The 24,322-nt window shown below is 44.2% G+C and carries 22 protein-coding genes, 15 tRNA genes, 1 pseudogene and 1 riboswitch; of the genes and pseudogenes, 27 read left to right on the top strand and 11 right to left on the bottom strand.

The genetic code is table 11. The features are described 5' to 3' along the window. The first annotated feature begins 195 nt into the window (after positions 1 to 195). From VP98_RS11385 to VP98_RS11305, 17 genes are all read left to right on the top strand, one after another. Positions 196 to 270: transfer RNA gene (locus VP98_RS11385), tRNA-Asn, on the top strand. A gap of 4 nt (positions 271 to 274) precedes the next feature. After that, positions 275 to 366: transfer RNA gene (locus VP98_RS11380), tRNA-Ser, on the top strand. Between the two features lie 29 nt (positions 367 to 395). Next, a tRNA-Glu gene (locus VP98_RS11375) sits at positions 396 to 470 on the top strand. A gap of 4 nt (positions 471 to 474) precedes the next feature. Continuing rightward, positions 475 to 550: transfer RNA gene (locus tag VP98_RS11370), tRNA-Val, on the top strand. Between the two features lie 10 nt (positions 551 to 560). Then, a tRNA-Met gene (locus tag VP98_RS11365) sits at positions 561 to 634 on the top strand. A gap of 5 nt (positions 635 to 639) precedes the next feature. Continuing rightward, positions 640 to 716, top strand: a tRNA-Asp gene (locus VP98_RS11360). Between the two features lie 23 nt (positions 717 to 739). Continuing rightward, positions 740 to 812: transfer RNA gene (locus tag VP98_RS11355), tRNA-Phe, on the top strand. 7 nt (positions 813 to 819) lie between these two features. Beyond that, positions 820 to 895: transfer RNA gene (locus VP98_RS11350), tRNA-Thr, on the top strand. A gap of 24 nt (positions 896 to 919) precedes the next feature. Next, positions 920 to 1,003 (top strand) — tRNA-Tyr (locus tag VP98_RS11345). A 5-nt stretch (positions 1,004 to 1,008) separates the two neighbouring features. Then, positions 1,009 to 1,082 (top strand) — tRNA-Trp (locus VP98_RS11340). Positions 1,083 to 1,099: 17 nt separating this feature from the next. Beyond that, positions 1,100 to 1,175 (top strand) — tRNA-His (locus VP98_RS11335). Between the two features lie 6 nt (positions 1,176 to 1,181). Then, positions 1,182 to 1,256, top strand: a tRNA-Gln gene (locus tag VP98_RS11330). A gap of 4 nt (positions 1,257 to 1,260) precedes the next feature. Continuing rightward, positions 1,261 to 1,335 (top strand) — tRNA-Gly (locus tag VP98_RS11325). Positions 1,336 to 1,347: 12 nt separating this feature from the next. Further along, a tRNA-Cys gene (locus VP98_RS11320) sits at positions 1,348 to 1,421 on the top strand. A gap of 9 nt (positions 1,422 to 1,430) precedes the next feature. Then, positions 1,431 to 1,514: transfer RNA gene (locus VP98_RS11315), tRNA-Leu, on the top strand. A 164-nt stretch (positions 1,515 to 1,678) separates the two neighbouring features. Then, on the top strand, positions 1,679 to 2,467 hold the full coding sequence (locus tag VP98_RS18315; protein ID WP_052712220.1) for a hypothetical protein: 789 nt from the start codon (positions 1,679 to 1,681) through the stop codon (positions 2,465 to 2,467). A gap of 155 nt (positions 2,468 to 2,622) precedes the next feature. Beyond that, positions 2,623 to 3,339: a metallophosphoesterase family protein gene (locus VP98_RS11305; RefSeq protein ID WP_046175453.1), complete on the top strand. Its 717-nt coding sequence runs from the start codon at positions 2,623 to 2,625 to the stop codon at positions 3,337 to 3,339. A gap of 206 nt (positions 3,340 to 3,545) precedes the next feature. Here VP98_RS11305 and VP98_RS11300 read toward each other — a convergent pair. Next, positions 3,546 to 4,060 (bottom strand): annotated as a pseudogene (locus tag VP98_RS11300) (hypothetical protein). A gap of 145 nt (positions 4,061 to 4,205) precedes the next feature. After that, positions 4,206 to 4,320, top strand: a riboswitch (TPP riboswitch). Positions 4,321 to 4,435: 115 nt separating this feature from the next. Between VP98_RS11300 and thiC the strand changes: the two are divergent. The 4 genes from thiC to VP98_RS11280 all read left to right on the top strand — a co-directional run bounded on the left by thiC (position 4,436) and on the right by VP98_RS11280 (position 10,082). After that, positions 4,436 to 6,169, top strand: coding sequence for a phosphomethylpyrimidine synthase ThiC (gene thiC, locus VP98_RS11295; protein ID WP_046175452.1), 1,734 nt, complete (start codon positions 4,436 to 4,438; stop codon positions 6,167 to 6,169). A gap of 99 nt (positions 6,170 to 6,268) precedes the next feature. Then, on the top strand, positions 6,269 to 7,393 hold the full coding sequence (gene queG / locus VP98_RS11290) for a tRNA epoxyqueuosine(34) reductase QueG (RefSeq protein WP_046175451.1): 1,125 nt from the start codon (positions 6,269 to 6,271) through the stop codon (positions 7,391 to 7,393). A gap of 40 nt (positions 7,394 to 7,433) precedes the next feature. Further along, entirely contained in the window at positions 7,434 to 7,907 is a 474-nt protein-coding gene (trmL, locus tag VP98_RS11285) for a tRNA (uridine(34)/cytosine(34)/5-carboxymethylaminomethyluridine(34)-2'-O)-methyltransferase TrmL (RefSeq protein ID WP_046175450.1), read from the top strand. A 291-nt stretch (positions 7,908 to 8,198) separates the two neighbouring features. Next, positions 8,199 to 10,082: a PrkA family serine protein kinase gene (locus VP98_RS11280; RefSeq protein WP_046175449.1), complete on the top strand. Its 1,884-nt coding sequence runs from the start codon at positions 8,199 to 8,201 to the stop codon at positions 10,080 to 10,082. A gap of 30 nt (positions 10,083 to 10,112) precedes the next feature. Here the strand turns inward: VP98_RS11280 and VP98_RS19105 are convergent, their stop codons facing one another. Beyond that, a complete protein-coding gene (locus VP98_RS19105; RefSeq protein ID WP_197076583.1) occupies positions 10,113 to 10,286 on the bottom strand; it encodes a hypothetical protein in 174 nt (57 codons plus the stop codon). A gap of 72 nt (positions 10,287 to 10,358) precedes the next feature. On the opposite strand from VP98_RS19105, the gene yhbH reads away from it, so the two are divergent. Both yhbH and wrbA read left to right on the top strand, forming a co-directional pair. Then, positions 10,359 to 11,495: a sporulation protein YhbH gene (gene yhbH, locus VP98_RS11275; protein WP_046175448.1), complete on the top strand. Its 1,137-nt coding sequence runs from the start codon at positions 10,359 to 10,361 to the stop codon at positions 11,493 to 11,495. Positions 11,496 to 11,563: 68 nt separating this feature from the next. Then, positions 11,564 to 12,160, top strand: a complete 597-nt coding sequence (wrbA, locus tag VP98_RS11270) for an NAD(P)H:quinone oxidoreductase (RefSeq protein WP_046175447.1) — start codon at positions 11,564 to 11,566, stop codon at positions 12,158 to 12,160. A gap of 29 nt (positions 12,161 to 12,189) precedes the next feature. Here wrbA and VP98_RS11265 read toward each other — a convergent pair whose 3' ends face one another. From VP98_RS11265 to VP98_RS11245, 5 genes are all read right to left on the bottom strand, one after another. Continuing rightward, entirely contained in the window at positions 12,190 to 13,491 is a 1,302-nt protein-coding gene (locus tag VP98_RS11265; protein WP_046175446.1) for an NCS2 family permease, read from the bottom strand. Between the two features lie 114 nt (positions 13,492 to 13,605). Beyond that, positions 13,606 to 14,217, bottom strand: a complete 612-nt coding sequence (locus VP98_RS11260; RefSeq protein ID WP_046175445.1) for a nitroreductase family protein — start codon at positions 14,215 to 14,217, stop codon at positions 13,606 to 13,608. Positions 14,218 to 14,377: 160 nt separating this feature from the next. Then, complete coding sequence (locus tag VP98_RS11255) at positions 14,378 to 15,376, bottom strand: inorganic phosphate transporter (RefSeq protein ID WP_046175444.1); 999 nt, start codon at positions 15,374 to 15,376, stop codon at positions 14,378 to 14,380. A gap of 13 nt (positions 15,377 to 15,389) precedes the next feature. Beyond that, entirely contained in the window at positions 15,390 to 16,007 is a 618-nt protein-coding gene (locus tag VP98_RS11250; protein WP_046175443.1) for a DUF47 domain-containing protein, read from the bottom strand. 47 nt (positions 16,008 to 16,054) lie between these two features. Continuing rightward, a complete protein-coding gene (locus VP98_RS11245; RefSeq protein WP_046175442.1) occupies positions 16,055 to 16,963 on the bottom strand; it encodes an RluA family pseudouridine synthase in 909 nt (302 codons plus the stop codon). Positions 16,964 to 17,055: 92 nt separating this feature from the next. On the opposite strand from VP98_RS11245, the gene VP98_RS11240 reads away from it, so the two are divergent. Next, entirely contained in the window at positions 17,056 to 17,412 is a 357-nt protein-coding gene (locus VP98_RS11240) for a DUF5365 family protein (RefSeq protein ID WP_046175441.1), read from the top strand. A gap of 38 nt (positions 17,413 to 17,450) precedes the next feature. Here VP98_RS11240 and VP98_RS11235 read toward each other — a convergent pair whose 3' ends face one another. Both VP98_RS11235 and VP98_RS11230 read right to left on the bottom strand, forming a co-directional pair. Beyond that, positions 17,451 to 17,927 carry a thioredoxin family protein gene (locus VP98_RS11235; RefSeq protein WP_046175440.1) on the bottom strand — a complete coding sequence of 159 codons (477 nt, stop codon included), beginning with the start codon at positions 17,925 to 17,927 and terminating at the stop codon, positions 17,451 to 17,453. Between the two features lie 5 nt (positions 17,928 to 17,932). After that, entirely contained in the window at positions 17,933 to 18,349 is a 417-nt protein-coding gene (locus VP98_RS11230) for a disulfide formation protein C (protein WP_046175439.1), read from the bottom strand. A 153-nt stretch (positions 18,350 to 18,502) separates the two neighbouring features. On the opposite strand from VP98_RS11230, the gene VP98_RS11225 reads away from it, so the two are divergent. The 3 genes from VP98_RS11225 (at position 18,503) to VP98_RS11210 (ending at position 22,976) form a co-directional block, all read left to right on the top strand. Further along, positions 18,503 to 20,236: a phospho-sugar mutase gene (locus tag VP98_RS11225; RefSeq protein WP_046175438.1), complete on the top strand. Its 1,734-nt coding sequence runs from the start codon at positions 18,503 to 18,505 to the stop codon at positions 20,234 to 20,236. A gap of 697 nt (positions 20,237 to 20,933) precedes the next feature. Next, positions 20,934 to 22,247, top strand: coding sequence for a SpoVR family protein (locus VP98_RS11215; RefSeq protein ID WP_046175436.1), 1,314 nt, complete (start codon positions 20,934 to 20,936; stop codon positions 22,245 to 22,247). Positions 22,248 to 22,298: 51 nt separating this feature from the next. Further along, a complete protein-coding gene (locus VP98_RS11210; RefSeq protein ID WP_046175435.1) occupies positions 22,299 to 22,976 on the top strand; it encodes a TrkA C-terminal domain-containing protein in 678 nt (225 codons plus the stop codon). On the opposite strand, the gene VP98_RS11205 is transcribed toward VP98_RS11210, so the two are convergent. Further along, positions 22,973 to 23,800 carry an EcsC family protein gene (locus VP98_RS11205; protein ID WP_046175434.1) on the bottom strand — a complete coding sequence of 276 codons (828 nt, stop codon included), beginning with the start codon at positions 23,798 to 23,800 and terminating at the stop codon, positions 22,973 to 22,975. The genes VP98_RS11210 and VP98_RS11205 overlap by 4 nt on opposite strands. 97 nt (positions 23,801 to 23,897) lie before the next feature. After that, positions 23,898 to 24,317: an arsenate reductase/protein-tyrosine-phosphatase family protein gene (locus VP98_RS11200; RefSeq protein ID WP_046175433.1), complete on the bottom strand. Its 420-nt coding sequence runs from the start codon at positions 24,315 to 24,317 to the stop codon at positions 23,898 to 23,900. Positions 24,318 to 24,322: the final 5 nt, after the last annotated feature.

Genomic DNA, 24,322 nt, shown 5'->3' with positions numbered 1-24,322 from the left:
GACTTAATCAACTGAAATGCGCAAGTCGGCCGTTCAGGCCGACTGGAGCTGGACAACACATGGCTATATCGAAAAGGCTTTATGCCCATACAATAACACTTCTATCCAGTTTTGAAAGAACAAAAAAGTTCTTGCGAAAATAATTTATTATGCTATAATAATGAATGTCGCAAAAGATTAAAACATCTTAGTTATTCCGCAGTAGCTCAGTGGTAGAGCAATCGGCTGTTAACCGATCGGTCGCAAGTTCGAGTCTTGCCTGCGGAGCCATTTTGGAGAGCTGTCCGAGAGGTCGAAGGAGCACGATTGGAAATCGTGTAGACGGTTACCGCTGTCTCAAGGGTTCGAATCCCTTGCTCTCCGCCATTATACTCTCGTAAAATAAATTATTGTATGGCCCCTTGGTCAAGCGGTTAAGACACCGCCCTTTCACGGCGGTAACACGGGTTCGAATCCCGTAGGGGTCACCATTTCGGAGGATTAGCTCAGCTGGGAGAGCATCTGCCTTACAAGCAGAGGGTCGGCGGTTCGATCCCGTCATCCTCCACCATTATTATTATCGCGGGGTGGAGCAGCTCGGTAGCTCGTCGGGCTCATAACCCGAAGGTCGCAGGTTCAAATCCTGCCCCCGCAATCGCTGGTCCGGTAGTTCAGTTGGTTAGAATGCCTGCCTGTCACGCAGGAGGTCGCGGGTTCGAGTCCCGTCCGGACCGCCATTTTCATACATAATGCGTTAATCGGCTCAGTAGCTCAGTTGGTAGAGCAAAGGACTGAAAATCCTTGTGTCGGCGGTTCGATTCCGTCCTGAGCCATTATGTTGCCGGTGTAGCTCAACTGGTAGAGCAACTGACTTGTAATCAGTAGGTTGGGGGTTCAAGTCCTCTTGCCGGCACCACTTATAAAGTAAATTAAAAGCCGTGGAGGGGTAGCGAAGTGGCTAAACGCGGCGGACTGTAAATCCGCTCCTTCGGGTTCGGCAGTTCGAATCTGCCCCCCTCCACCATCTATAGGGGCATAGTTTAACGGTAGAACAGAGGTCTCCAAAACCTCCAGTGTGGGTTCGATTCCTACTGCCCCTGCCAAATAAATTTATAATATGGCGGTCGTGGCGAAGTGGTTAACGCATCGGATTGTGGCTCCGACACTCGTGGGTTCGATTCCCATCGATCGCCCCATATCAATGGGCTATAGCCAAGCGGTAAGGCAACGGACTTTGACTCCGTCACGCGAAGGTTCGAATCCTTCTAGCCCAGCCATTTTGCGGAAGTAGTTCAGTGGTAGAACATCACCTTGCCAAGGTGGGGGTCGCGGGTTCGAATCCCGTCTTCCGCTCCATAATTTCATCGAGGCGGCATAGCCAAGCGGTAAGGCCAAGGTCTGCAAAACCTTTACCACCGGTTCGAGTCCGGTTGCCGCCTCCATTATTTTTTGCCGGCGTGGCGGAATTGGCAGACGCGCTGGACTCAAAATCCAGTTCCTTCACGGGAGTGCCGGTTCGACCCCGGCCGCCGGTATAACGTTAAAAAACCCTTTAACAAATGTTGAAGGGTTTTTTCTTTTTGTATTAATCAGGAAGTGAAAAATAGATAAATAGTAGTGACTGTGAAAGATGTTGTTTAGTATCTCTTGTTTTGGGCAATATCGTTATTAACTTAACATTTTTTTAAGGGGGATATATATGAAAACATCCACAATGGGAATGATCGTTGGTTCGTCTGCTTTGGTATCTGCCGGAGCTGTAAAAGCCTCAAAAGGGTATCAGCGCAAAAAAATGCTTATGGAAAAGCAAAACCGAAAATTCAGTGCCATGCAGGAAATGAAAAATGGAATTAAAAGTGGAGTGAAAAATGGAACAGGGAAAACAGCCAGCCTTATTAAAAGCGGTATTGAAACTGAAGAAGAAATGCTCAAGGGCGGCATTAACAAAACAATTGAAGGTGTAAAAACCGGTATTGAAGCGCAGCAAAAAATGATGGAAAAAGAAAAAGAGGTTTTAGATAAAGTGAATTCATCAATTCAGAAAAAAGAAATGACGATGGGCGTAGTCGTTGGTTCAACAGCCTTGCTTACCACTGGAATTGTTCTGGCACTAAATGCGTATCAGCAAAAACAAGAAGCAGGCGATAACGGACAGGCGGGCTCTGATACGCTAAAGAAACTCGAAACGGGTATTAAAGCCGGAACGCAAAAAGTGACGGAAACCTTAAAAAGCAGCATGAACTTCAAAGGCGGTCAAAAAGCAGACGATGTTTCTGAAAAAACTGTGATTGAAACAAATGAAAAAGAAAAATTCATCGCTGACAAAACGACAGAACTAAAAAAAGATGAAGTGGAAACTCCTGATGCCAGGAAAGAAGAAGAATATAAAGGATTAACGGAATTGGATGCACAGTACAGAGATGAGTGGCAGGCCAATGGCTTTCCACAGACACATGCGGAAATGGAAAAGCTTGAGAAAGAAAAATAATCATAAAAGTCTTGTTGCTTTATAAATAGACGACCGTTTAAAAGCCCACTTGCTAATGTGGGCTTTTTGTTATAATAAGGCTTTGTAGAGGGGCGGATTTTTTTCGAAATGTTGTTTCTCTTAAGATAAACTATGATTGGAAAGGGGTTTATGTGATGAAAGCGGCTTTCATTTCAGATATTCATGGCAATTCGGCTGCTCTTGAAGCGGTACTGGAGGATATTAAAGAAAAGCAGGCAGACAAAATTTATGTGCTCGGAGACCTGTGCTACCGGGGTCCGGAACCAAAACGGTCACTGGAGCTTATACAGGCATTGCATACCGAGGTTATAAAAGGGAACGCGGATGAATGGGTAGTAAGGGGAGTAGAGCGTGGGGAAGTAGCGGATCAGGCACTTGAGCTGATGAACAAAGAACGTGAGTGGACGTTATCAAAACTGGACCAGGAAGACATTAACTATTTGCGTACACTTCCTAAAGAGCTCCACCTCCGTTTAGACGATTTAAACGTTCATGCGTTTCATGCTGCACCAGATAATTTGTTTACTGTAATAGCAGGATCAGAGCCCGATGAGGTGCTGCAGGAAAAACTAATGTTCTCCACCCAGGCTGATCTTTACATTTATGCTCATATTCATAAGCCCTTCATTCGTTATATAAATGGAAAAGTCATCATGAATATTGGCAGTGTGGGCCTGCCGTTTGACGGGGTGAAAAAAGCTTCTTATGGCCTTTTAGACACGGATGGAACGCGTTTCAGTACAAGCATTGAACGAGTGGCGTTCGACACTGAAAAAGTAGTAGCGCAGTTCAAAAATGTAAATTATCCAAATCAAAATATGATAAGAGTTATTGAAAAAGCTTCTCTTTAAAGCAAACAGCCTCTTTCCGAAAGAAAGAGGCTGTTTTCACAGAGAGAAATCTTCGATAGTCATCTAAAGGGATTCATTGCCATTGCTTAAGATGGTGATCAGTCATTGGTCACAAGGTGAATGGAAAAGGGTGATTGGTTTGCTTTTCTATTCTAAAAGAAGATTCCAGCTCTGAGCCTTGAAAAAGAGTCTCAATTTTTCAAGGGTTAAAAATATTTTTCGTTGTTAAATTCGAGCTCAACTGTGTAATTCTTTGCATTAATTAAGTTGGAAAGCTTATGTGCTTCTTTTTCAAGCTGAATGGCCTTTTGCCGGTATTCTTCGGGATCGAAAAGAGCTACTTTATAAACAGTGGTATGCTCAGCATAGCTATACTGAATTTTTCTTTAAGAGAGGCTCCCAATTCTTTTGCAAGCCGTGCCTGGGCGCGAAGCTGTGTTGCCCATTCAATTGCTTCAACAAGCGGAATTTCTTCCTTTTGAAAGAAAACGGTATTTTCAATGTTTGCTTTATACATCAGCTTATCGAGCTTCCGTGCATCCCGGCGCACATCTTGAAGTTCCGCTTCTACGACTATCACAGAACGGACAGGCCCCTGTACGGGAGCTCCTTTCTCAACAGTTGTATAAGCAACGCGGCGCAGTTCCTCTTCTAACTCATGCACTTTCTTTGACAAAATGCTTTTTAATTTTACTGCTTCTGCTAAAGTGGTGGTTTGCACAAACAAAGCCTCCGTTCAAATAAGGGTAAACTAGCTGCTATATTAGCATCGAAAGGGAATGTTATCAAATAAATAGAAAATAAAGAAAAAAATTACTTTACGTAATATTCTGTTTATGGTAAGGTTGTTACACAGTTTCATACATTAATTCTGCTAGGGGTGTCCGTTAGCCGGACTGAGAGAAGAGCGCGTGAAAAGCTCTTTAACCCTTTGAACCTGATCTGGCCAGTACCAGCGTAGGGAAGTAGGGAACACGGCGATTAAAGCCGTTTTCAGTACACTATTTCACGGGTTCTTTTAATTTATTAAAAGAACCTGTTTTATTTTTCCGGATATGGTCTCCAGATCGGTTCAGCAGATATAAGGAGGAAAAAAATGAATCGACTGGAAAGTGAAAAAATTGAGCTGCAGGAACAATTCCCGGCAAGTGAGAAAGTTTATGTAAAAGGAAATCATCCAGGTGTCCGGGTACCATTTCGAAAAATTGCGCTAAGTGATACGGTAACAGAGGCAGAAACGCTTCAAAATGAACCGGTTGCTGTTTATGACACGAGCGGCCCCTATTCAGAGCAGGACTTTACAGCAGATGTACATAAGGGACTTCCTCGGATAAGAGAACAATGGGTTGCAGGGCGTAATGATACAGAATTGTACACTGGCCGGACAGTCAAGCCGGAAGACAACGGTGTAAAAGAAGAAGCGGCCATGTTTAAGCCGGACTTCGGTTATAAACCAAGACGGGCAAGAACGGGCAAAAATGTCACACAAATGCATTATGCAAAAAAAGGAATAATCACACCTGAAATGGAATATGTCGCTATTCGAGAAAACATAGGGGTGGAAATTGTCCGTGAAGAAGTTGCCTCAGGACGGGCGATTATACCGGCTAACATAAATCACCCTGAAAGCGAGCCTATGATCATTGGCAGCCGTTTTCATGTGAAAGTAAATGCCAATATTGGGAATTCGGCTGTTAGCTCATCAATCGAAGAAGAAGTGGAAAAAATGACATGGGCGACCCACTGGGGAGCCGATACAATCATGGATTTATCAACCGGAAAAAACATACATGCAACACGTGAGTTTATTATCCGCAACTCTCCAGTACCGGTCGGAACAGTCCCGATTTACCAGGCGCTTGAAAAAGTAAAAGGGATTGCAGAAGATCTCACCTGGGAGGTATACCGGGACACACTCATTGAACAGGCGGAGCAGGGCGTTGATTATTTTACCATTCATGCCGGAGTGCTCCTTCGCTATATTCCGATGACCATTAATCGGATGACAGGTATTGTTTCGCGCGGCGGCTCGATTCTGGCGCAATGGTGCCTTGCCCACCACAAGGAAAACTTTCTTTATACACACTTTGAAGACATTTGCAAAATCTTAAAAGCGTATGATATTTCGATATCGCTGGGAGACGGGCTCCGTCCGGGTTCGATTGCTGATGCCAATGATGAAGCGCAGTTTGCAGAGCTTGCAGCACTCGGTGAGCTGACACAAATTGCCTGGAAGCATGATGTACAGGTGATGATTGAAGGACCGGGTCATGTGCCGCTTCATAAAATTAAAGAAAATATTGATAAAGAAATCGATATTTGCAAGGGTGCGCCGTTTTATACGCTGGGACCGCTGACAACAGATATTGCACCGGGCTATGATCATATTACTTCTGCGATCGGAGCGGCCATGATTGCCATGCACGGAACAGCTATGCTTTGTTATGTGACGCCAAAAGAGCATCTCGGGCTTCCGGATAAAAATGATGTACGGGAAGGAGTCATTGCCTACAAAATTGCTGCGCATGCAGCTGATCTGGCAAAAGGGCATCCCGGAGCGCAAAAGCGGGATGATGCTTTGTCGAAAGCACGGTTTGAATTCAGATGGCATGATCAGTTTAATTTATCGCTTGATCCGGAACGGGCGCGTGAATATCATGATAAAACCCTGCCGGCAGAAGGAGCAAAGACAGCTCACTTTTGCTCTATGTGCGGACCAAAGTTTTGTTCAATGCGTATTTCTCACGATTTGCGCAGACAGGCAGCAGAAGAAGGAATGAAGGGGAAATCACAAGAATTTGTAAAATCCGGAAGCAAAATATACAGCTGACCGGCTCGACTTTATGCATATAATATGAAATAATAAAAATACACAGGCAGACGGGAGTTTCCCCCGTTTGCCTCTTTTCTATGGAACGGAGGAAAAAAAATGTACCGGCAGTTAAAGCAGGAACTGATTGATTACAGTAAAAACATTGGCATTGATAAAATCGGATTCGCTGCGGCCGATCCGTTTCTTGAGCTGAAAGAAAAATTAATCCGGCAGCAGGAGCTTGGCTATGCATCCGGTTTTGAAGAAAAAGACATTGAAAAACGCACAAGTCCCTCACTGTTGCTTGATCAGCCCCGTTCAATTATTGCGATTGCGCTTGCTTATCCATCAAAGCTGGAGGAAGGGCCAAAAGGGAAAAAAGGCGAGCGGCGGGGCTTATTCTGCCGTGCTTCCTGGGGAGAAGATTATCATATCATTTTACGAAAAAAGCTTGAGCTTCTCGAGAAGTTTTTGCAGGAAAAGCTGCCCGATGCTCAATTTAAATCGATGGTGGATACAGGTGAGCTCTCCGACCGCGCTGTGGCGGAACGAGCCGGCATTGGCTGGAGCGCTAAAAACTGTGCGATTATCACGCCGGAGTTCGGCTCTTACGTTTATCTGGGAGAAATGCTGACCAGCATTCCTTTTGAGCCGGATACGCCTATAGAGAGCCAGTGCGGCACGTGTACAAAATGCATTGATGCCTGTCCGACCGGTGCGCTCGTTCAAGGGGGGCAGCTTAATTCACAGCGCTGCATTGCCTACTTAACCCAGACAAAGGATTTTTTACCGAAGGAATTCCGCAAGCATCTTGGCAACCGGCTGTATGGATGTGACACGTGCCAGACTGTTTGTCCTGAGAATAAAAAGAAACATGTGCTGCTTCATGAAGAAATGACTCCCGAGCCGGAGCAGGTAAAGCCGCTTCTTGAGCCGCTTTTATCCATGAGCAACAAGGAATTTAAAGAGCGGTTTGGCCGAATGTCCGGCTCCTGGCGCGGCAAAAAGCCGATTCAGCGGAATGCTGTTATTGCACTTGCACATTTTAAAGAGACATCTTCTCTGCCAGCTCTCACAGCCGTTTTGCATAAAGACCCGCGCCCGGTTCTCCGGGGCACTGCTGCCTATGCAATCGGCCAGATCGGAGGGGAAGAGGCGGAACTCCAATTAACGAAAGCAATGCTGCAGGAAAAAGAAGAAGCAGTAATTGAGGAGATAGAAAAAGCTCTTCAGCTTCTTTAATTCGTGCTATAATGATGATTTGAAAAGGAGATGAAAGTTTGTGGCTGTTCATGTAGTGTTATATCAGCCGGAAATTCCGGCCAATACAGGAAACATCGCGCGTACGTGCGCAGCGACGGGTGTTCCCCTGCATTTAATCCGTCCGCTTGGTTTTTCAACTGATGATAAGATGCTGAAGCGGGCAGGATTGGATTACTGGGAGTTCGTCAACATTATTTACTATGACTCATTAGAAGAGTTTTTTGAAAAAAATAAGGGCGGCAGCATGTACTATTTAACGAAGTTCGGCAAACAGCATCATGCAAAATTTGATTATAGTGACACCGAGCAGGATCACTATTTTCTGTTTGGAAAGGAAACAACAGGGCTGCCAAAAGAATTGATTCAAGCAAACATGGACCGCTGCCTGCGCATTCCAATGAATGATCATGTCCGTTCGCTGAATTTATCAAATACAGCAGCAATTCTTATATACGAAGCTCTCCGCCAGCAAGGGTTTCCGGAACTTCATTAAAAAAGACTGCACCGAATTTTCGGTACAGTCTTTTATTTTTGCTTATTTTGTGCCTGGTTTGTCATCATAGCCCGCTGTAAAAATCGCTGTTAAAAACGCAACAACCACAGCAAGAACGCCTAATAATCTCATGAAAATAAGCCCCTTCCTTTAACGTAAACGTTTTAATCTTCATTCATTATAACGGAAACTACATTGAATGTGAACGCTTCTTTTTCTCATAAATGTGTTTGTCCGCGCATAAAATCCGATAAATACGCCCATTAGAGTGCGGAGCGGAGGGAGCCATTTATGACGATACTCGATAAAATTCAAACATGCCGTGCTGAAGAAGAAAAGCTGCGCTGGGAAGGAACGTTCCGGGAGTATTTAGAGCTTTTGAAGGAAAAGCCCCACATTGCCATGCCTGCACATGCGCGTATATACGATATGATCCGTTCATTTGGCGTGACAGATGGGCATTATGACTTTTTCAGCCGCGAGCTATTCGGCCTTGAAGAACCAATTAAACGACTTGTGGAAGAGTATTTTCATCCGGCTGCGAAAAAGCTGGATGTACGAAAGCGGATTTTGTTGTTAATGGGACCTGTTGGCGGTGGTAAATCAACGATTGTATCAATGTTGAAGCGTGGCCTTGAGCAGTACACACGTACAGATGCCGGTGCCGTTTATGCGATTAAAAACTGCCAGATGGCAGAAGACCCGCTTCACCTAATTCCACGCGAGCTGCGAGATGACTTTTTTGAGGAATACGGTATTCGGATCGAAGGATCTCTTTCGCCGTTAAACGCATACCGGCTTGAGCACGAATTTAGCGGCCGGATTGAAGAAGTGCCGGTTGAGCGTATTTTCTTCTCAGAAGACCGGCGGCGGGGAATTGGAACGTTCAGCCCGTCAGACCCAAAATCACAGGACATTGCTGATTTGACCGGCAGCATTGATTTTTCGACTATTGCTGAATTCGGTTCAGAGTCTGATCCGCGCGCTTATCGGTTTGATGGTGAACTGAATATTGCCAACCGGGGATTAATGGAATTTCAAGAGATGCTCAAGTGTGATGAAAAGTTTTTATGGCATCTTTTATCGCTTACCCAGGAAGGAAATTTCAAAGCGGGACGGTTTGCTCTTATTTCAGCGGATGAAATGATTATTGCCCATACAAATGAAACGGAATATCGTTCGTTTATTGCCGACAAGAAAAACGAAGCGCTTCATTCCCGGATGATCGTTATGCCGGTGCCATATAATTTAAAAGTAACCGAAGAAGAAAAGATTTATGAAAAAATGATCCATGAAAGTGAAGCGGCCGACGTTCATTTTGCTCCGCACACGTTCCGGACAGCTGCGATGTTTACCATTTTAACAAGGCTGAAAGAATCAAGCCGGGCAAATATTGATCTCGTGATGAAGATGAAGCTGTATGACGGAGTGACGGTGGAAGGATTAACGGGACTTGACGCAATGGAGTTAAGAAAAGAATATCCAGATGAAGGAATGGATGGCATTGACCCGCGTTATGTGATGAACCGGATTTCGGCAGCAATCATTAAAAAAGGGACAAACTCGATTAATGCTCTTGATGTTCTGCGTTCGCTGAAAGACGGGCTTGATTCTCATCCATCCATTACAAAAGAAATGCGCGCGAAATATTTACAATTTATTTCAGAAGCGCGCAAACAATATGATGAAACAGCCAAAAAAGAAGTGCAAAAAGCCTTTGTTTATTCCTATGAGGAATCAGCCCGCTCGTTAATGGATAATTATTTAGACAATGTAGAAGCATACTGCAATAAAACAAAATTGCTTGATCCGCTGACGGGTGAAGAAATCAATCCAGATGAGCGTCTTATGCGCTCGATTGAAGAGCAGATAGGCGTTTCGGAAAATGCGAAAAAAGCATTCCGAGAAGAAATGCTTATTCGGATTTCTGCTTATGCAAGGAAAGGGAAAAAATTTGATTATCGGGAACATGACCGGCTTCGTGAGGCCATTCAGAAAAAGCTGTTTTCCGATTTAAAAGACGTTGTAAAAATTACAACCTCTTCTGTAACGCCGGATGAACAGCAGCTAAAGAAAATGAATGAAGTAACAGCCCGGCTTATCGATGAATGCGGCTATAATTCTGTTTCCGCCAACGAACTGCTCCGCTATGTCGGAGGACTTTTGAATCGATAAGATAAAAAAACCCGGTTGCAGGCAGCCGGGTTATTGTTTTCCATCCATGGACGGATCATATTGTATAGGGTCAGGCTCACGTTCGTGCTGTTTTAATTCTTCATTTGTCCGCTGGCGTTCCATTTGGCGTCCGAGAATTTCCATATCTTCGAAACTTGTGACCATAGAATTGACAGGCTCTGACTCGCGCTCTTTGGAATTCATAATTAGTCACCTCTTATTCATTTCTTAAAGTATACCCTGTCTTGGCAAAATCAAACTGGGGGAGGAAAAGGAATGGAGCCGTTTTATCATTTATCAGAAGAAGACTGGTCTCTGCATCGAAAAGGATTTGATGATCAGGAGCGGCACCGTCAAAAGGTGAAAGAAGCCATTAAAAAGAATTTGGCGGACATGGTAACCGAGGAACAAATTATTATGTCAGATGGAAAGCGTACCGTAAAGCTGCCGATCCGCTCTCTGCAGGAGTATAAAATTCGCTATTCAGATGAAAAGTCCCGGCATGGCGGCCAGGGAAAGGGGGAAGTCGGTGATGCCATTGCCCGTGCCGGAGACGAAAAAAGCGCGGCAGGGCAGGGGAAAAAAGCCGGTAATCAGCGGGGCGAAGATTTTTATGAAGCCGAAGTAAGCATGGCGGAAATTGAAGAAGCACTTTTTGCTGATCTGGCACTTCCGAATTTAGCGGAAAAAGAAAAATCCGAATCCGTTACGACTGATTGGACGGTGAACGATATCCGCAAAACGGGAGTCACTGCCCGTATTGATAAAAAGAAAACGTTACTGGCCGCTTTTAAACGTAATTCTCTTGCAGGAGACACATCTTTTTTTCCCGTGCGCCCTGAGGACCGCCGTTTTCGTTCATTTACTGAAGAGAAAACCCCGCAGTCTAAAGCGGTTATTTTTGCCATGATGGATACGAGCGGCAGTATGGGACCTTTTGAAAAGTACATTGCCCGAAGCTTTTTTTTCTGGATGACGCGGTTTTTAAGAAAAAAGTACGCAACAGTTGAAATTGTCTTTATTGCACACCATACGGAAGCTTTATTAATGGAAGAAAATGATTTTTTTACAAAAGGTGAAAGCGGCGGTACCATTTGCTCTTCCGCTTATAAGCTTGTGCTGAGCTTAATGGAGAAAAAGTATTCACCGGACCGTTATAATATTTATCCGTTTCACTTTTCTGACGGGGATAATCTTGCATCGGACAACCCGCAGTGTGTGGCGCTTCTTGAGAAAATACTGCCGCACTGCCGTATGTTCGGCTATGGCGAAGTGAATCAATACAATCGAACAACACCGCTTATGTCCGCTTTTAAGAAAGTTCAAAATCCATTATTTAAATCGTACGTTATTCGCAAAAGGGAAGATGTTTACCCGGCATTGTCTTATTTTTTTCAACGTGATGACGACTGAGTAAAATGTTTTATTCTGTTCCTCAACGGGCAAAGAAAAAAGGATAAAGCTTGAAAGGGGAGCAGAATATGACGAACCTGGCCGTGATTTATTACAGCATGACAGGGACTAATTTTAAGCTTGCGAACTGGGCAAAAGAAGCCGGGGAGGAAGCGGGAGCAGACGTGAAAATTTTGAAAGTGCCCGAGACAGCCCCATCGTCAGCGATTGAAGAAAACCCTGCCTGGAAAGCGCATGTTGAAGAAGCAAAAAGCATTCCGGAGGTTACTCTTGATGATTTAGAGTGGGCAGATGCAATTGTATTCAGTGTTCCGACAAGATACGGAAATGTGCCCGGCCAGTTTAAGCAGTTTATTGATACAACAGGAGGCTTGTGGGCAAAGGGCAGGCTGGCCAACAAAGTAGTCAGTGCAATGACTTCCGCCCAGAATCCGCATGGCGGCCAGGAGCAGACAATTTTGCAGCTCTACACAACGATGTACCACTGGGGTGCCATTATTGCCGCACCTGGCTACACCGACCCGGTTTTATTCGAAGCCGGAGGAAATCCATACGGTACGAGTGTAACGGCAGGAAGGGACGGCATAAAAGAAAATGCAGAAGCAGCTGTAAAACACCAGGCGAAGCGTACAGTAACAATCGCAAGCGCTTTGTCTTCCTTATAAAAAATCCGCCCTTATCCGGGCGGATTTTTTTAATGAGGTAAAAATAAAAGCTGGTAGAAAAATAACACGGCAAATACATATATAAGCGGGTGTACTTCTTTGTACCGGCCCCGCGCAATTTTTACGAGTGGATATGAAATAAAGCCGAGGGCAATGCCGGTCGCAATGCTCGAGGTAAGCGGCATTGTTAAAATAATCAGGAACGCAGGAAATGCTTCGTCAAGTTCCATCCAATTAACTTTCGCCGCGTTTTGCATCATCAGGCAGCCGACAATGATAAGTGAGGGAGCCGTAATGGCAGAAATGCCGGATACCGCCGAAACAAGCGGACCAAAGAAAGCGGCCAGGATAAACAATGCGGCTACAGTAACAGATGTCAATCCTGTTCGTCCGCCTGCTGCTACACCGGTTGATGACTCAATATAGGCGCTTGTCGGGCTTGTGCCGGCCATAGCACCGATTGAAGTGGCAACAGAATCAGCTAAAAGGGCCTGCCGGGCCCGGGGCATCTTGTTTCCTTTCATTAAACCGGCCTGCTGGGCTACGCCGACCATAGTGCCTGTCGTATCAAAAATCGTAACAAGTAAAAATGAAAAAACAACCGCATATAAGCTGTGGCTGACTACATCGCCAAGAGCAGTAATGGGATTTAGCGCCATAAGGCCGTCCGGCATAGAGGGAATGCCGACAAACCCTTTTTTAAAAGAAAGCTGGCCGGTAAAAAATGCAGCCAGGCCGGTGATGGCCATTCCAATAAATAATGCGCCGTTTATACCGCGTACCAATAAAATGATTGTAACAGCAAGACCCAACAGCGTCAGGATGGCAGACGGGCTTTTTAAATCACCCAGCTTTACAAGGTTGCTTGGGTCAGCGGTAATAATACCGGTCAGGCGAAGCCCGATAAAGGCAATAAACAAACCAATACCCGCAGAAATGCCATGCTTTAAATTTTCAGGGATGGCTTCAATTAATTTCTCACGAAGCGGGGTCATTGATAAAATCAAAAAAAGAAGGCCTGAAATAAAAACAGCTGCGAATGCGGTTTCGTACGATATGCCGCCATGGGAACCAACCACGGAATAAGCAAAATAAGCATTCATTCCCATACCAGGTGCAATCGCAATGGGATAATTGGCAAACAAGCCCATCCAGAGAGTTCCAGCCACGGCTGCGATTATAGTGGCGGTAAACACCTGTTCAAACGGAACACCGGCGTCTGACAAAATAACGGGATTAACAACAACGATATAAACCATTGTCAGGAAGGTTGTTAAGCCGGCAAGCAGTTCCGTTTTAACGGTCGTTCCGTTTTCATTTAGTTTAAACATTTTCTTTCCTCCAGAAACAAGCATTAAAAACCAAAATTAATACTAGACGTTTTCGACGGGTGATGCAAGAGGCAATTCAAAAAGCCGCTCTTATTTAAAGGCGGCTTTTTGTTCTTATTCTGCGTACGTAATCAAGCTTTCAATTGGGAGACGGTCTGTTGGCCGGCCTTCCTGCCGTTTTTTGCCAATCGTAATAAGCATTGTCGGCAAATAGCGGCCGGAAACATTAAATTCATCGATTAATCCAGATGCATTGAAGCCGCCGATTGGGCATGTGTCATAGCCCTTTGCGCGTGCAGCCAGCATAAACTGCATAGCAGCGAGCGACGAGTTTAAAATAGCACCATCACGCGGGTACTCGGGGCGCTTGTAGGCGCCATTTATTTGTCCGGCTAAAATCTCTTTTAATTCCGGTGTAATTTCACCCTCTTCTACCTGCGGGCCAAATACAGGGTCGATGTTTAAATTTGCTTCTAAATCTCCCAATACACAAATAACAGCTGAGGCATCTACAATTTGCTGCTGGTTATAAGCAATGGGAAGCAGTTTTTCCTGGACGTCTTTTCCATGAAAAACAAGGAAGTGCCATTGCTGCAGATTCCATGCTGAGGGTGCCCGGCCGGCGATTTGAAGCAATTCTGTCAATTCTTCCTTCGAGATATGGGCCTCCGGATCGTATACTTTGACGGAACGGCGGCTTGATACTGTATTAAAAAAATCAGACATAAAAATAAATCCTCCTAAATTTTCATTTCCCTTTGATAAGAGAAATCGTTCCTTAATCACTTTTCGTAAGCAATATCTGCTTTTCACTTTAGTCAATATCTATTTGTTCGTCAAGAAATCCGGCTTTTCGATAAAAAAAGCTGAATTTAGAAAATTCAGCTTAAAAAAAGATATTTAGGACGTAGTAACAGATCGCCGCAATGGTAGCCGAAACCGGCAGGGTGATTATCCATGTAATGATCATCCGCTGGGCAGTATCCCATTTTACGCCTTTGACGCGGTAAGCTGTGCCGACTCCTAGAATAGACGAGGAAATAACATGGGTTGTGCTGACAGGCAGGTGAATCATCGTTGCTCCAAAAATGATCATAGCTGAAGACAGATCCGCTGCCACACCGTTTACAGGACGTATTTTCATGATTTTTCCACCGACGGTTTTAATGATTTTCCAGCCGCCAATCGAAGTGCCAAGCCCCATGGCAAGTGCACAAGAAACCTGTACCCATGTCTGGATTTCTGTTGACTGCTGGTGATTGCCGGCAATAAGCGCCATTGTAATAATCCCCATCGCTTTTTGTGCGTCGTTTGTTCCATGTGTATAAGACTGCAAAGCAGCAGTGAAAATTTGAAATGTGCGAAAATTCCGGTTTGTTTTCGCTAAATTATTGTTTTTGAAAATCACTTTGAAAATGCTGTAGACAATAAAACCAATGGCAAAGGCTAAGAGCGGCGACAGAATAAGGGCCTGTAGAATTTTGAAAAAGCCCTGATAGTTTAATGACTGGAATCCGGCTGACGCGATGGCTGCTCCCGCAATAGAGCCGATAATGGCATGGGATGAACTGCTTGGAATGCCGTAATACCAGGTGAGCAGATTCCAGAAAATCGCAGCAATCAGTGCCGCTAAAATAACAGTTAGTCCATTATCAAGCATAAACGGATCAACAATGTCCTTTGTAATTGTTTTGGCAACGCCTGTAAAAGTCATGGCGCCAAGGAAATTCATAAAAGCAGCGAGAATAATCGCACGGCGCGGAGTAAGGGCTTTTGTTGACACTGCAGTTGCAATTGCATTGGCTGTGTCATGAAACCCGTTGATAAAATCAAATGCAAGCGCAAAAATAATAATCAAAATGGTAATAAGAAATAATGTATCCAACGGAAAAGACCCCTTATGCGTTTTTCATAATAATGGTTTCAAGAGTGTTCGCAACGTCCTGGCAGAAATCAGCAATATCTTCAAGGTTTTCATAAATTTCTTTTATTTTAATAAGACGGATCGGATCTTTTTCTATTGTGAAAATATGTTTAATCGATTGGCGCAGCACTCCATCGCAGACTGTTTCAAGCTCTTTGATTTTAATCGCATGTGTCCGGATTGCCGGCAGTTTCTTAAAGGAAAGCAAGTCAACAGCAGAGACAATTTCATTTGTGCAGGCACGAATAGCTTCAACAAATTTCAGCATGTATTCATCCGCTTCAATAATTGAATACATTTCAAACATTGCTGCGGTTGATTCAAGGCCGTCCAATACATCATCCATGCTCATCGCAAGCGTCAGAATATCTTCCCGCTCAATCGGTGTAATAAATGTATGGTTCAACTCCTTGATAATCTCATGAATAAATTCGTCGCCTTTTGTTTCAAATTTTTTCATTTCATCAGAAAAAATTTTCAAATCACCTGCATTTTTCAGTTTATACTCAGCGAAATAGTCGGCTCCTTCTTTTAAATTCAAAGCGATTGATTCCAGCAGTATTGAAAATTTATCTTTTTTCTGTTTGAACAACTTAAAAGCCCCCTAAAGAATTTAGATATAACACTAACTTTCCCATTTTACTCGAAAAATGTCGAATGCAAAAGCATTTTTATTTCGGCAGGAGCAGGCGCAGAGATGGTTACGCAATCATTGACAAAAGGATGGGGAATGGTCAGCTTAGCCGCATGAAGCATTGGGCGCTTAAAAGCCCGGCTGCCTCCATACAAAGTATCACCGGCAATCGGGTGTCCAATTGAAGACAGATGAACCCGGATTTGGTGGGTGCGTCCTGTTTCGAGCCGGCATTCGAGCAGGGACTTCCCATTTTGTACAGCGATTCGCTTAAAGTGAGTAACGGCGGTTTGTCCATTTGATGATATTCGCCGTCTCGATGAATGATAACGGTCTTTTCCGATTGGTTTTGTAATGGTTCCGCTTTTTTTTGCAACTTTCCCATCTGCCAGCGCGTAATAGGTCCGGAAAATTTCTTTTTGCTCAAGAAGGCGCGACAGCACAGCGTAAGCTGCTTCATGCTTTGCAAACAAGACAGCGCCGCTTGTTCCTTCATCAAGGCGGTGAACATGGCGCACCGGCAGCGTTTCTCCAGCGAGTGACACATGATAGCAGACGCCGTTTAAAAGCGTATCCTTTTCATCTGGGCTGTTCGGATGAGTTTTCATGCCCGGCGGCTTATCCGCTACCAGCATATGATCATCCTCATATAAAATAGCCGGAGCGGGATAAACAGGCTCTGCACCAAATGGGCCAGGCTGAAAAAAAGGAAAAGACAGGCGTTCGTTTTTCTTCATAGGGCGCCGCCAGTCAGCAGCTTTCCCATCCTGGAGAACCGCTTTTTCCATGCGCCAGGCATGAATCATTTTTTTGGGGAGCCTCCATTTAGCTGATAAAATATTTTCAACAGTCAGGCCGGTCCACTCCTCGCTTATCTGAATTGTATACAGAGTTCCTTTTCGTATTCCATTCATCATTTTCATCCTTTTCTGACAAATAATTGTTCTCTCTGCAAGAATGGTATGGTATTCTTAAGAGAGACTGCAAATAAAGGTGGCTGTAAATTATGTCCATACTTATGTCTTCAACAATTGAGCAGGAAGAAAAAATAAAAAGCCTGTGCGCATATTTGTCGAAACATGTATTTCCACGTTATATCGAGCCCGAACTTATTGGGATGTTTGAAGCAGAGAAGCTTTTTTCAATCGATAACAAAACACTTGAATATGTAGAGTCTCTTCATGACGCTTCTTGTGTTATCACAGCACTCAATACCATTATTTCCATCTTAGAATCATCAACTATCTCCTCTCATTATGAAGCATTGTTTACTGAAAGCGTTTATACACTGCAAAATTATCAGATTGCTTTTCCATTTCCGTTATCTTTCTTTATTGAACGGCAAGCAGGCAGGCTTCCCTAAATAAAATGGCCCCCCTATTTAAGCGGAAGGCCATTTTTTTATTTCTGTTCTTTTTTTGTTTGGCCAAGAAAGGTTTTCCACACTGCTTCTTCCTGGCTGCCGACAAGACGGTCTTTTTCAGTGCCGTTTTCAAAATAAACAAGGGTTGGCGTATATTCAATTCCATAGTCATTCCAGCCCTGTTCAAACTCAAGCAGGTTATACTGAAGGACCTCAACATTCTCGTCATCGGCAATCGGCATTAAAACAGGGGTGGTTTCCTGACAGTGTGGGCAGGTTGGACTGTAAAAATACACAACAGCATCTTCCCCATTTTCCAATTTTTTTTGCAGATCATCGGGAAGAATAATATTCTGGTAGTTTGGATCATCAAGCTGCTTTACTGTTTCAGTTTCTAGATCCTCCTTGCCATAAGGGTTTCCTTCAGAGGCCTGCTCTTTCTGATATTGTGTAATAAATGCAATAGCGCCGAAGATGGCGATAAGCACAACCGCAAAAATAATGACTTTTTTCAATTCAATTATTCTCCTTTTCTTTTTAAAATCAGCAGGCTTGCTATAAAAATAATCATAAAAGCAGTCAAGGCCAAAAATGGAATTGTAATAAATCCGAACCAGTTAATATACATCCCGGTACATGGTACTCTGCCGCAAGCCGGAGCAGCATTTGTTAAAAAGTCCATTTTTTGAATGCCGTAATGGTAAAGCGATATAAGGCCGCCTATTCCAGACATTACTAGCGAATAAAGAGCTGCTTTTAAATCTTTTTTGACAACCGCAATGCCAAGGATCAGCACGAGAGGGTACATAAGAATGCGCTGATACCAGCAGAGTTCGCACGGTTCATACCCGGCAATCTCAGAAAAATAAAGGCTTCCGAGCATGGCCGTTAAGGAGGCAGCCCAAGCGGTGAAAAGCAAGTTTTCTTTTTTTAGCACGTTGAATCCCGCCTATATACAAAATAATTTCTGAACACTAGCATTATAGTCTGAATAAAGGGGAAAAGTAAATCATTCCGTGCCACCATTACACTGTAAAATAAGCAGGACAGATGGTATGATATAGGAAATTAAAGTTTGGAGGGATTGTCTGTGGCCTGGAAAAATGAATACGTGAGATGGAAAAATTACACTGAACTTGACAGAGAAATGAGTGAGCTGCTTGTTTCTATTGAGGAAGATGAAAAGAGTTTGGAAGATGCTTTTTACAAAAATCTCGAGTTCGGTACGGGCGGAATGCGCGGGGAAATCGGCGCCGGCACAAACCGGATGAACGTGTACACAATTCGCAAAGCATCTGCAGGTCTTGCCGCCTACATAACAGAACAGGGTGAAGAAGCTAAAAGACGCGGTGTGGCAATTGCCTATGATTCTCGTCACAAGTCACCTGAATTTGCGCTTGAAAGTGCTAAAACACTTGCATCTGCTGGGATCCAGACCTATCTATTTGATGAGCTTCGTCCGACTCCAGAGCTTTCATTTGCTGTCCGTGAGCTAAACGCTTTCGCCGGAATTGTCATTACGGCGAGCCATAATCCGCCTGAATATAACGGCTATAAAGTGTATGGCCCTGACGGCGCTCAGCTTGCGCCTGAAGCGGCAGACCGCGTAATTGATTATGTTAATGCAGCAGGCGATGAACTCCAAATTAACGTTGAAGATGAAGCAGTTTTAAAAGATAGAGGGCTAATCCAGATAATTGGGCAGGAAATGGATGAAGCGTATGTGAAAAAGCTGGTCACGATTTCTGAATGGCCTGAAGCTTCCAAAGAATCGAACGTAGAAATTGTTTATACGCCGTTGCATGGAACAGGCAATAAGCCGGTTCGGCAGGCGCTGGAGGCTCTTGGCTATAAGCAGGTCACAGTTGTTGCAGAACAGGAGCAGCCGGATGCCAATTTCTCAACGGTAAAATCACCAAATCCCGAAGAAAAAGCTGCGTTTGAGCTTGCCATCCGTGATGGACAGGAAACAGACGCTGATATTTTGATTGCGACAGATCCAGATGCGGACCGTCTTGGTGTAGCCGTGAAGGACGGAAATGGCGGTTATGTACTGTTAACGGGCAATGAAACAGGCGCTGTGCTGGTTGATTATATTTTGTCCCGCAAAAAAGAAAAGAACACGCTTCCTGAAAATGGACGGATCTTTAAGACCATTGTTACATCCGAACTCGGCCGTGCTGCTGCAGAGCAGTATGGGGTTTCCTGTGAGGATGTGCTGACAGGCTTTAAATTTATTGGGGAAAAAATTGAGCAGTATAATCAATCAGGAGCGCATACATTCTTATTCGGCTATGAGGAAAGCTACGGTTACTTAATCGGTGATTTTGCCCGTGATAAAGATGCGGTTCAGGCAGCACTGATGGCTGTTGAAGCGTGTGCGTATTACAAACAGCAAGGAAAAACATTATACGATGCACTGATCGACTTATATGAGCGGGTCGGTTATTACAAAGAGGGGCTTCAATCACTCACATTAAAAGGAAAAGATGGGGCGGAGCAAATTGCAGGACTGCTTTCTTCTTTCCGGACAAAAGCGCCTGAAGCAATTGCCGGCATCCCTGTAGCGGCAGTAGAGGATTATCAAACAGGAGAGCGGACAGTGCTGGCCACAAATGCAAAAGAAGTGATTGAGCTTCCTTCCTCCAATGTGCTGAAATATTTCCTTGAAGACGGCACATGGGTATGCGCCCGTCCATCAGGCACAGAGCCGAAAGTAAAGTTTTATTTCGGGGTTAAAGCCGATTCGCTTAAAGAAGCAACAGAAAAGCTTGCTTATGTTCAGGAAGACTTTATGAGCATGGTAGAGAGTATGCTTGGATAAAACCGCCAAAGACTGATTACAGCGGTACCGTCTTTGCTGTTTGTATGCAGGCTTTAACGTGATTTTCAATACACTATTTGGGAGAGACAGAACATGGTTCTGTCTCTCTTTATGCTGTTGAAATAAGCGACTGTCCACACCTTCTCCAGGTTAAATCCAACGCATTTATGAACGTTTGGGTCTCCAGCACGATAGATGAACCACCGCGCTTAGCCCGGACATAGAAGTGGCGGCAGGTGCGGGGCTCCGCTTTCGCGGGGCAGGCGGTGAGCTCGTCTTCGCAGCACGGCGGCAAAGACGGATCTCTCACCTGCCTGCCAGTCCCGCAGAAGTCTGCGCCCCGCACCTGCCGCCCTGGTGAGGAGGGAAATTGAGCCGGCAACGCCCGGTTCATGTTCTTTTTCGAATGAGAAAGAAAAGAACAAATAGGCTTTTTGGTGCCGCTTTTTTAGAAAAACAACGGGGCGGAGGGCTGCCGGCGAAGACTCCGGCAGGACGAGCGGACGGGCTGGTTCAGTGTTCGCCCGGCTGTTAGCGCAGCCGGCAGACCGCATCCCCTGAAACTGCTTTTAAAAAACAGTTCATTTCTGGCTGGCGACAAGAAGCCATTTTCGGTTGGAAAACAGCATCTCTTCATATTCCCTCTCTTTTTCATGTTTGCTTTTTTTCTGCATACAATGAGGCAGGGGGGATTCGGATGAACCATGATAGCCTGCAATATGCAATTGATGAGATCACAGAAATTGCAGCCGGGTTTGGACTTGATTTTTACTCAATGCGCTATGAAATTTGCCCGGCGGATATTATTTATACATTTGGCGCTTACGGAATGCCTGCCCGTTTTTCTCACTGGCGGTTCGGAAAACGATTTTATAAAATGAAGCTTCATTATGAGATGGGGCTCAGCAAGATATATGAGCTGGTCATGAATACAGATCCATGCCAGGCTTTTTTGTTAAATACCAATTCGCTCGTCCAAAACAAGCTGATTGTCGCACATGTTTTAGCTCATTCGGACTTTTTTAAAAACAATGCCCACTTTCAGAAAACCAATAACCAGATGGAAAAATCAATGGCATCTGCAGCAGAACGGATTGCCCGGCTCACAGAGGAGCATGGAATTGAAAAGGTTGAGACATTTCTAGACGCCGTTTTAACAATTGAAGAGCATATAGATCCGCATAGCCATATTGGATTGGGCATAACAGACAGTGCCCCGCTGCAGCATTATGAATACGATGATCTCTGGGAAAAGGAAAAACCATTAGAGAAAAAAGAAGAGAAGTGCTTTGAAAAAGATCTTTTGGCCTTTATCGCCAAAAATAGTACAGCTTTAAATGACTGGCAGCGTGAGATTGTTATGATTGTCCGGCAGGAAATGCTTTATTTTTGGCCGCAGATCGAAACAAAAATTATGAACGAAGGCTGGGCATCTTACTGGCATATGCGAATTATGAGGGAGCTGGAACTAACAGAATCTGAAGCAATTGATTATGCCCGCTTGAATGCTGACGTGGTTCAGCCGTCCAAAATGGGGATAAACCCATACTATCTTGGTGTAAAGCTATATGAATACATTGAAGAGCAATATGGCAGCCAGGATATTCTTTTTGATGTTCGTTCAACAGAATCGGACATTTCATTTTTGCGCAACTACATGACAAAAGAATTTGTGGAACAGGAAGACCTTTATTTATTTGAGAAAAAAGGAAATCACTGGACTATTACTGAAAAAGAATGGGAAGGAGTGCGGGATCAGCTTGTTTCTTCAAAAGTAAATGGCGGCTTTCCGTCACTTTACGTAACAGACGGGAAGGAAGAGCTGCACATTTTGCATACGTATGAAGAAAAAGAACTCGATATCAGCTATTTAGAGCAAACCATCCCTCATATTTACACACTATGGGGAAAACCTGTTCATTTAACAACTGTTATCGATGGCCGGACGACTGTATTTACACAGAATGCGGACGGATTAAAAAGAAAATACGGGCCTATGTTTACAACTTGATAAGCGTTGGGAAGATAAAGAAAAACCAGCGTCTTAGAAAGAGGGCAAAACATGGGCTTTGTTTTTATTTTTCTTTATTTGCTGATTGTTGTGCTTGTTATTGAAATATCTGTTATTGCCTTTGTGCTTACCGGACTTGAAAAAGAAGTAGCGCGCTATCAGGCCATTTCTATGCTGACGGGAACGGGGTTTACGACCGATGAATCACAGCTGATCATCGACCATCCAGTACGGCGGCGCATTAGCATGTTTCTTATTTTATTCGGCGCTTTTTCACTGGCTGTTATTATTTCAGCTATCAGCAATATTTTATCTGACGATCTGCGTTTAACGGAACTTATGGTTATCAGCGGTGTACTGTTTGTTATTTTCATTGTTGGAAAAACACCGCTGACCAAAAAGCATTTGGAGCACCGGTTTCAATATGAAATGAAAAAAAATCTTGATATCTCTGAGCTTCCGATAAAAGAAGCGCTTTTTTTAAATGAAGATGACCTTGTGACCGACATTGTCGTCGATGAAAATACCCGGCTGGATGGAGAAAAGGTCAAAAATGTATTTGAACAGGGACAGGATGCAAATTTATTGTTTATCAAACGAGGGGAAGTCAACATACGCGAGGATTTAGCAGAAGAAACAATCGAAGCGGGTGACAAGCTCTATGTATATGGAAACCGCCAGGTAATTGAAAAGCTTACACAGGAAACCGAACCAGATGCCCCGCATTAGCGGATATCTGGTTCGGCTTCTTCTATTTGGCCGGCGGCAGCCAGCCTTTCTAAAATACGGCGCTTTTTATAAAGCATTATGGCCGTTTCCGCCAGGTCTTCAATCGTTGAACGGTTGGAAATCGCCCCGAAAACGATGCCGACAACCGGTACCAGGCGGAACAGCTTTTTTAAACTATACTGATCCCTGTAAGAAAGAACTACTTCCCGCCAGCCCTGCATTTGGGAAATCATTTCCTTGCTGCTGCCGCGGCTGGCATAATCCGAAATTTCTTTTAAAATGGCCCGCTTGCCCACAATGTCTGAGGAAGAAAATTGAAGGCATTTTATAATGAAAATTCGTTCTTCCCGCTCGCTGGGGTCATATCCATAGGCAACGGCAATTTCCTGCAATGTTTTAAGCGAAATGGCCAGTGTGGCAGGAATGTCGGCTGCCAGTGTAAAAATGCCGCCAATGCCAGTTGTCGCTCCTTGAACGGTTGCCGCGCCTGCATATGATTTTTGGATAGATAAAGCAGTCTGGTCCATGGCGGAAAGAGGAAGGCTTTTCACATCCTCAATGGTATGGACTGGTATTTCGGCATTCCGTTCCAGCTTTTTTAAAATACTGTTTTGCTTCGTTAAATATTTTCCGCCGCTTTGGAGGTAATAACCAAGCTCATCGAGCAATGAACTGATTTTATTTTGAATAAAAGAAGGGGTTATTTTATCAAGGACAGCGAAAGGAAGGCGTGCCGCACGATCCCATATCCATAATCCTTTTTGATCCTTTTCCCATTTCTCAATTGTTTGCAGCTGCTCCATAAGAGTTTCTTTTGTTTCCATTTTCCTGATCCCTGCCTCTCTGACTTGATCATACGAAGTTGGCGCCGGTTTAGTTTCAAAAAAATGCCTTCGCTGTTAAATAAGCAAAGGCAGAAAATTAAATAAGTTGTTTGTTGAGTTCCTGCATTTTTACAGCGAGTTCATCGCATACTTCCTGATAAGCAGCCCATCGTTCGGTTAGCTGCTCGCAATGTATAGGATTTAAGATATTCCAGCGTAATACCTTGCGTCCTGGTTCATCTGGCAGGGCTGGTAAACTGTCACGCTGAAAATCGTAGATGGCAACCACAATATCAGCTTCTTTCATAAGCTGTGGCTTGAGTGAACGAGGAGTTTTGCTCTCGATGTCAATATTAACCTCTTTCATCGCTTCCACAGGAAGGGAATCATCCTCTGCCTTTTTGCAGGCAGCGCTTATGACATTCCAGGAAGGAGCATTTAATCGTGCTGCCCATCCTTCAGCCATCATGCTTAAATGATGAAACGGCGACAGGAATAAAATCGTTTTGTTTTTCATAGCTG

This window comes from Domibacillus indicus, from assembly GCF_000970685.1.
In the GTDB taxonomy this organism is placed as follows: domain Bacteria; phylum Bacillota; class Bacilli; order Bacillales; family Domibacillaceae; genus Domibacillus; species Domibacillus indicus.
This window is presented reverse-complemented; position numbering and strand designations above follow the sequence as displayed.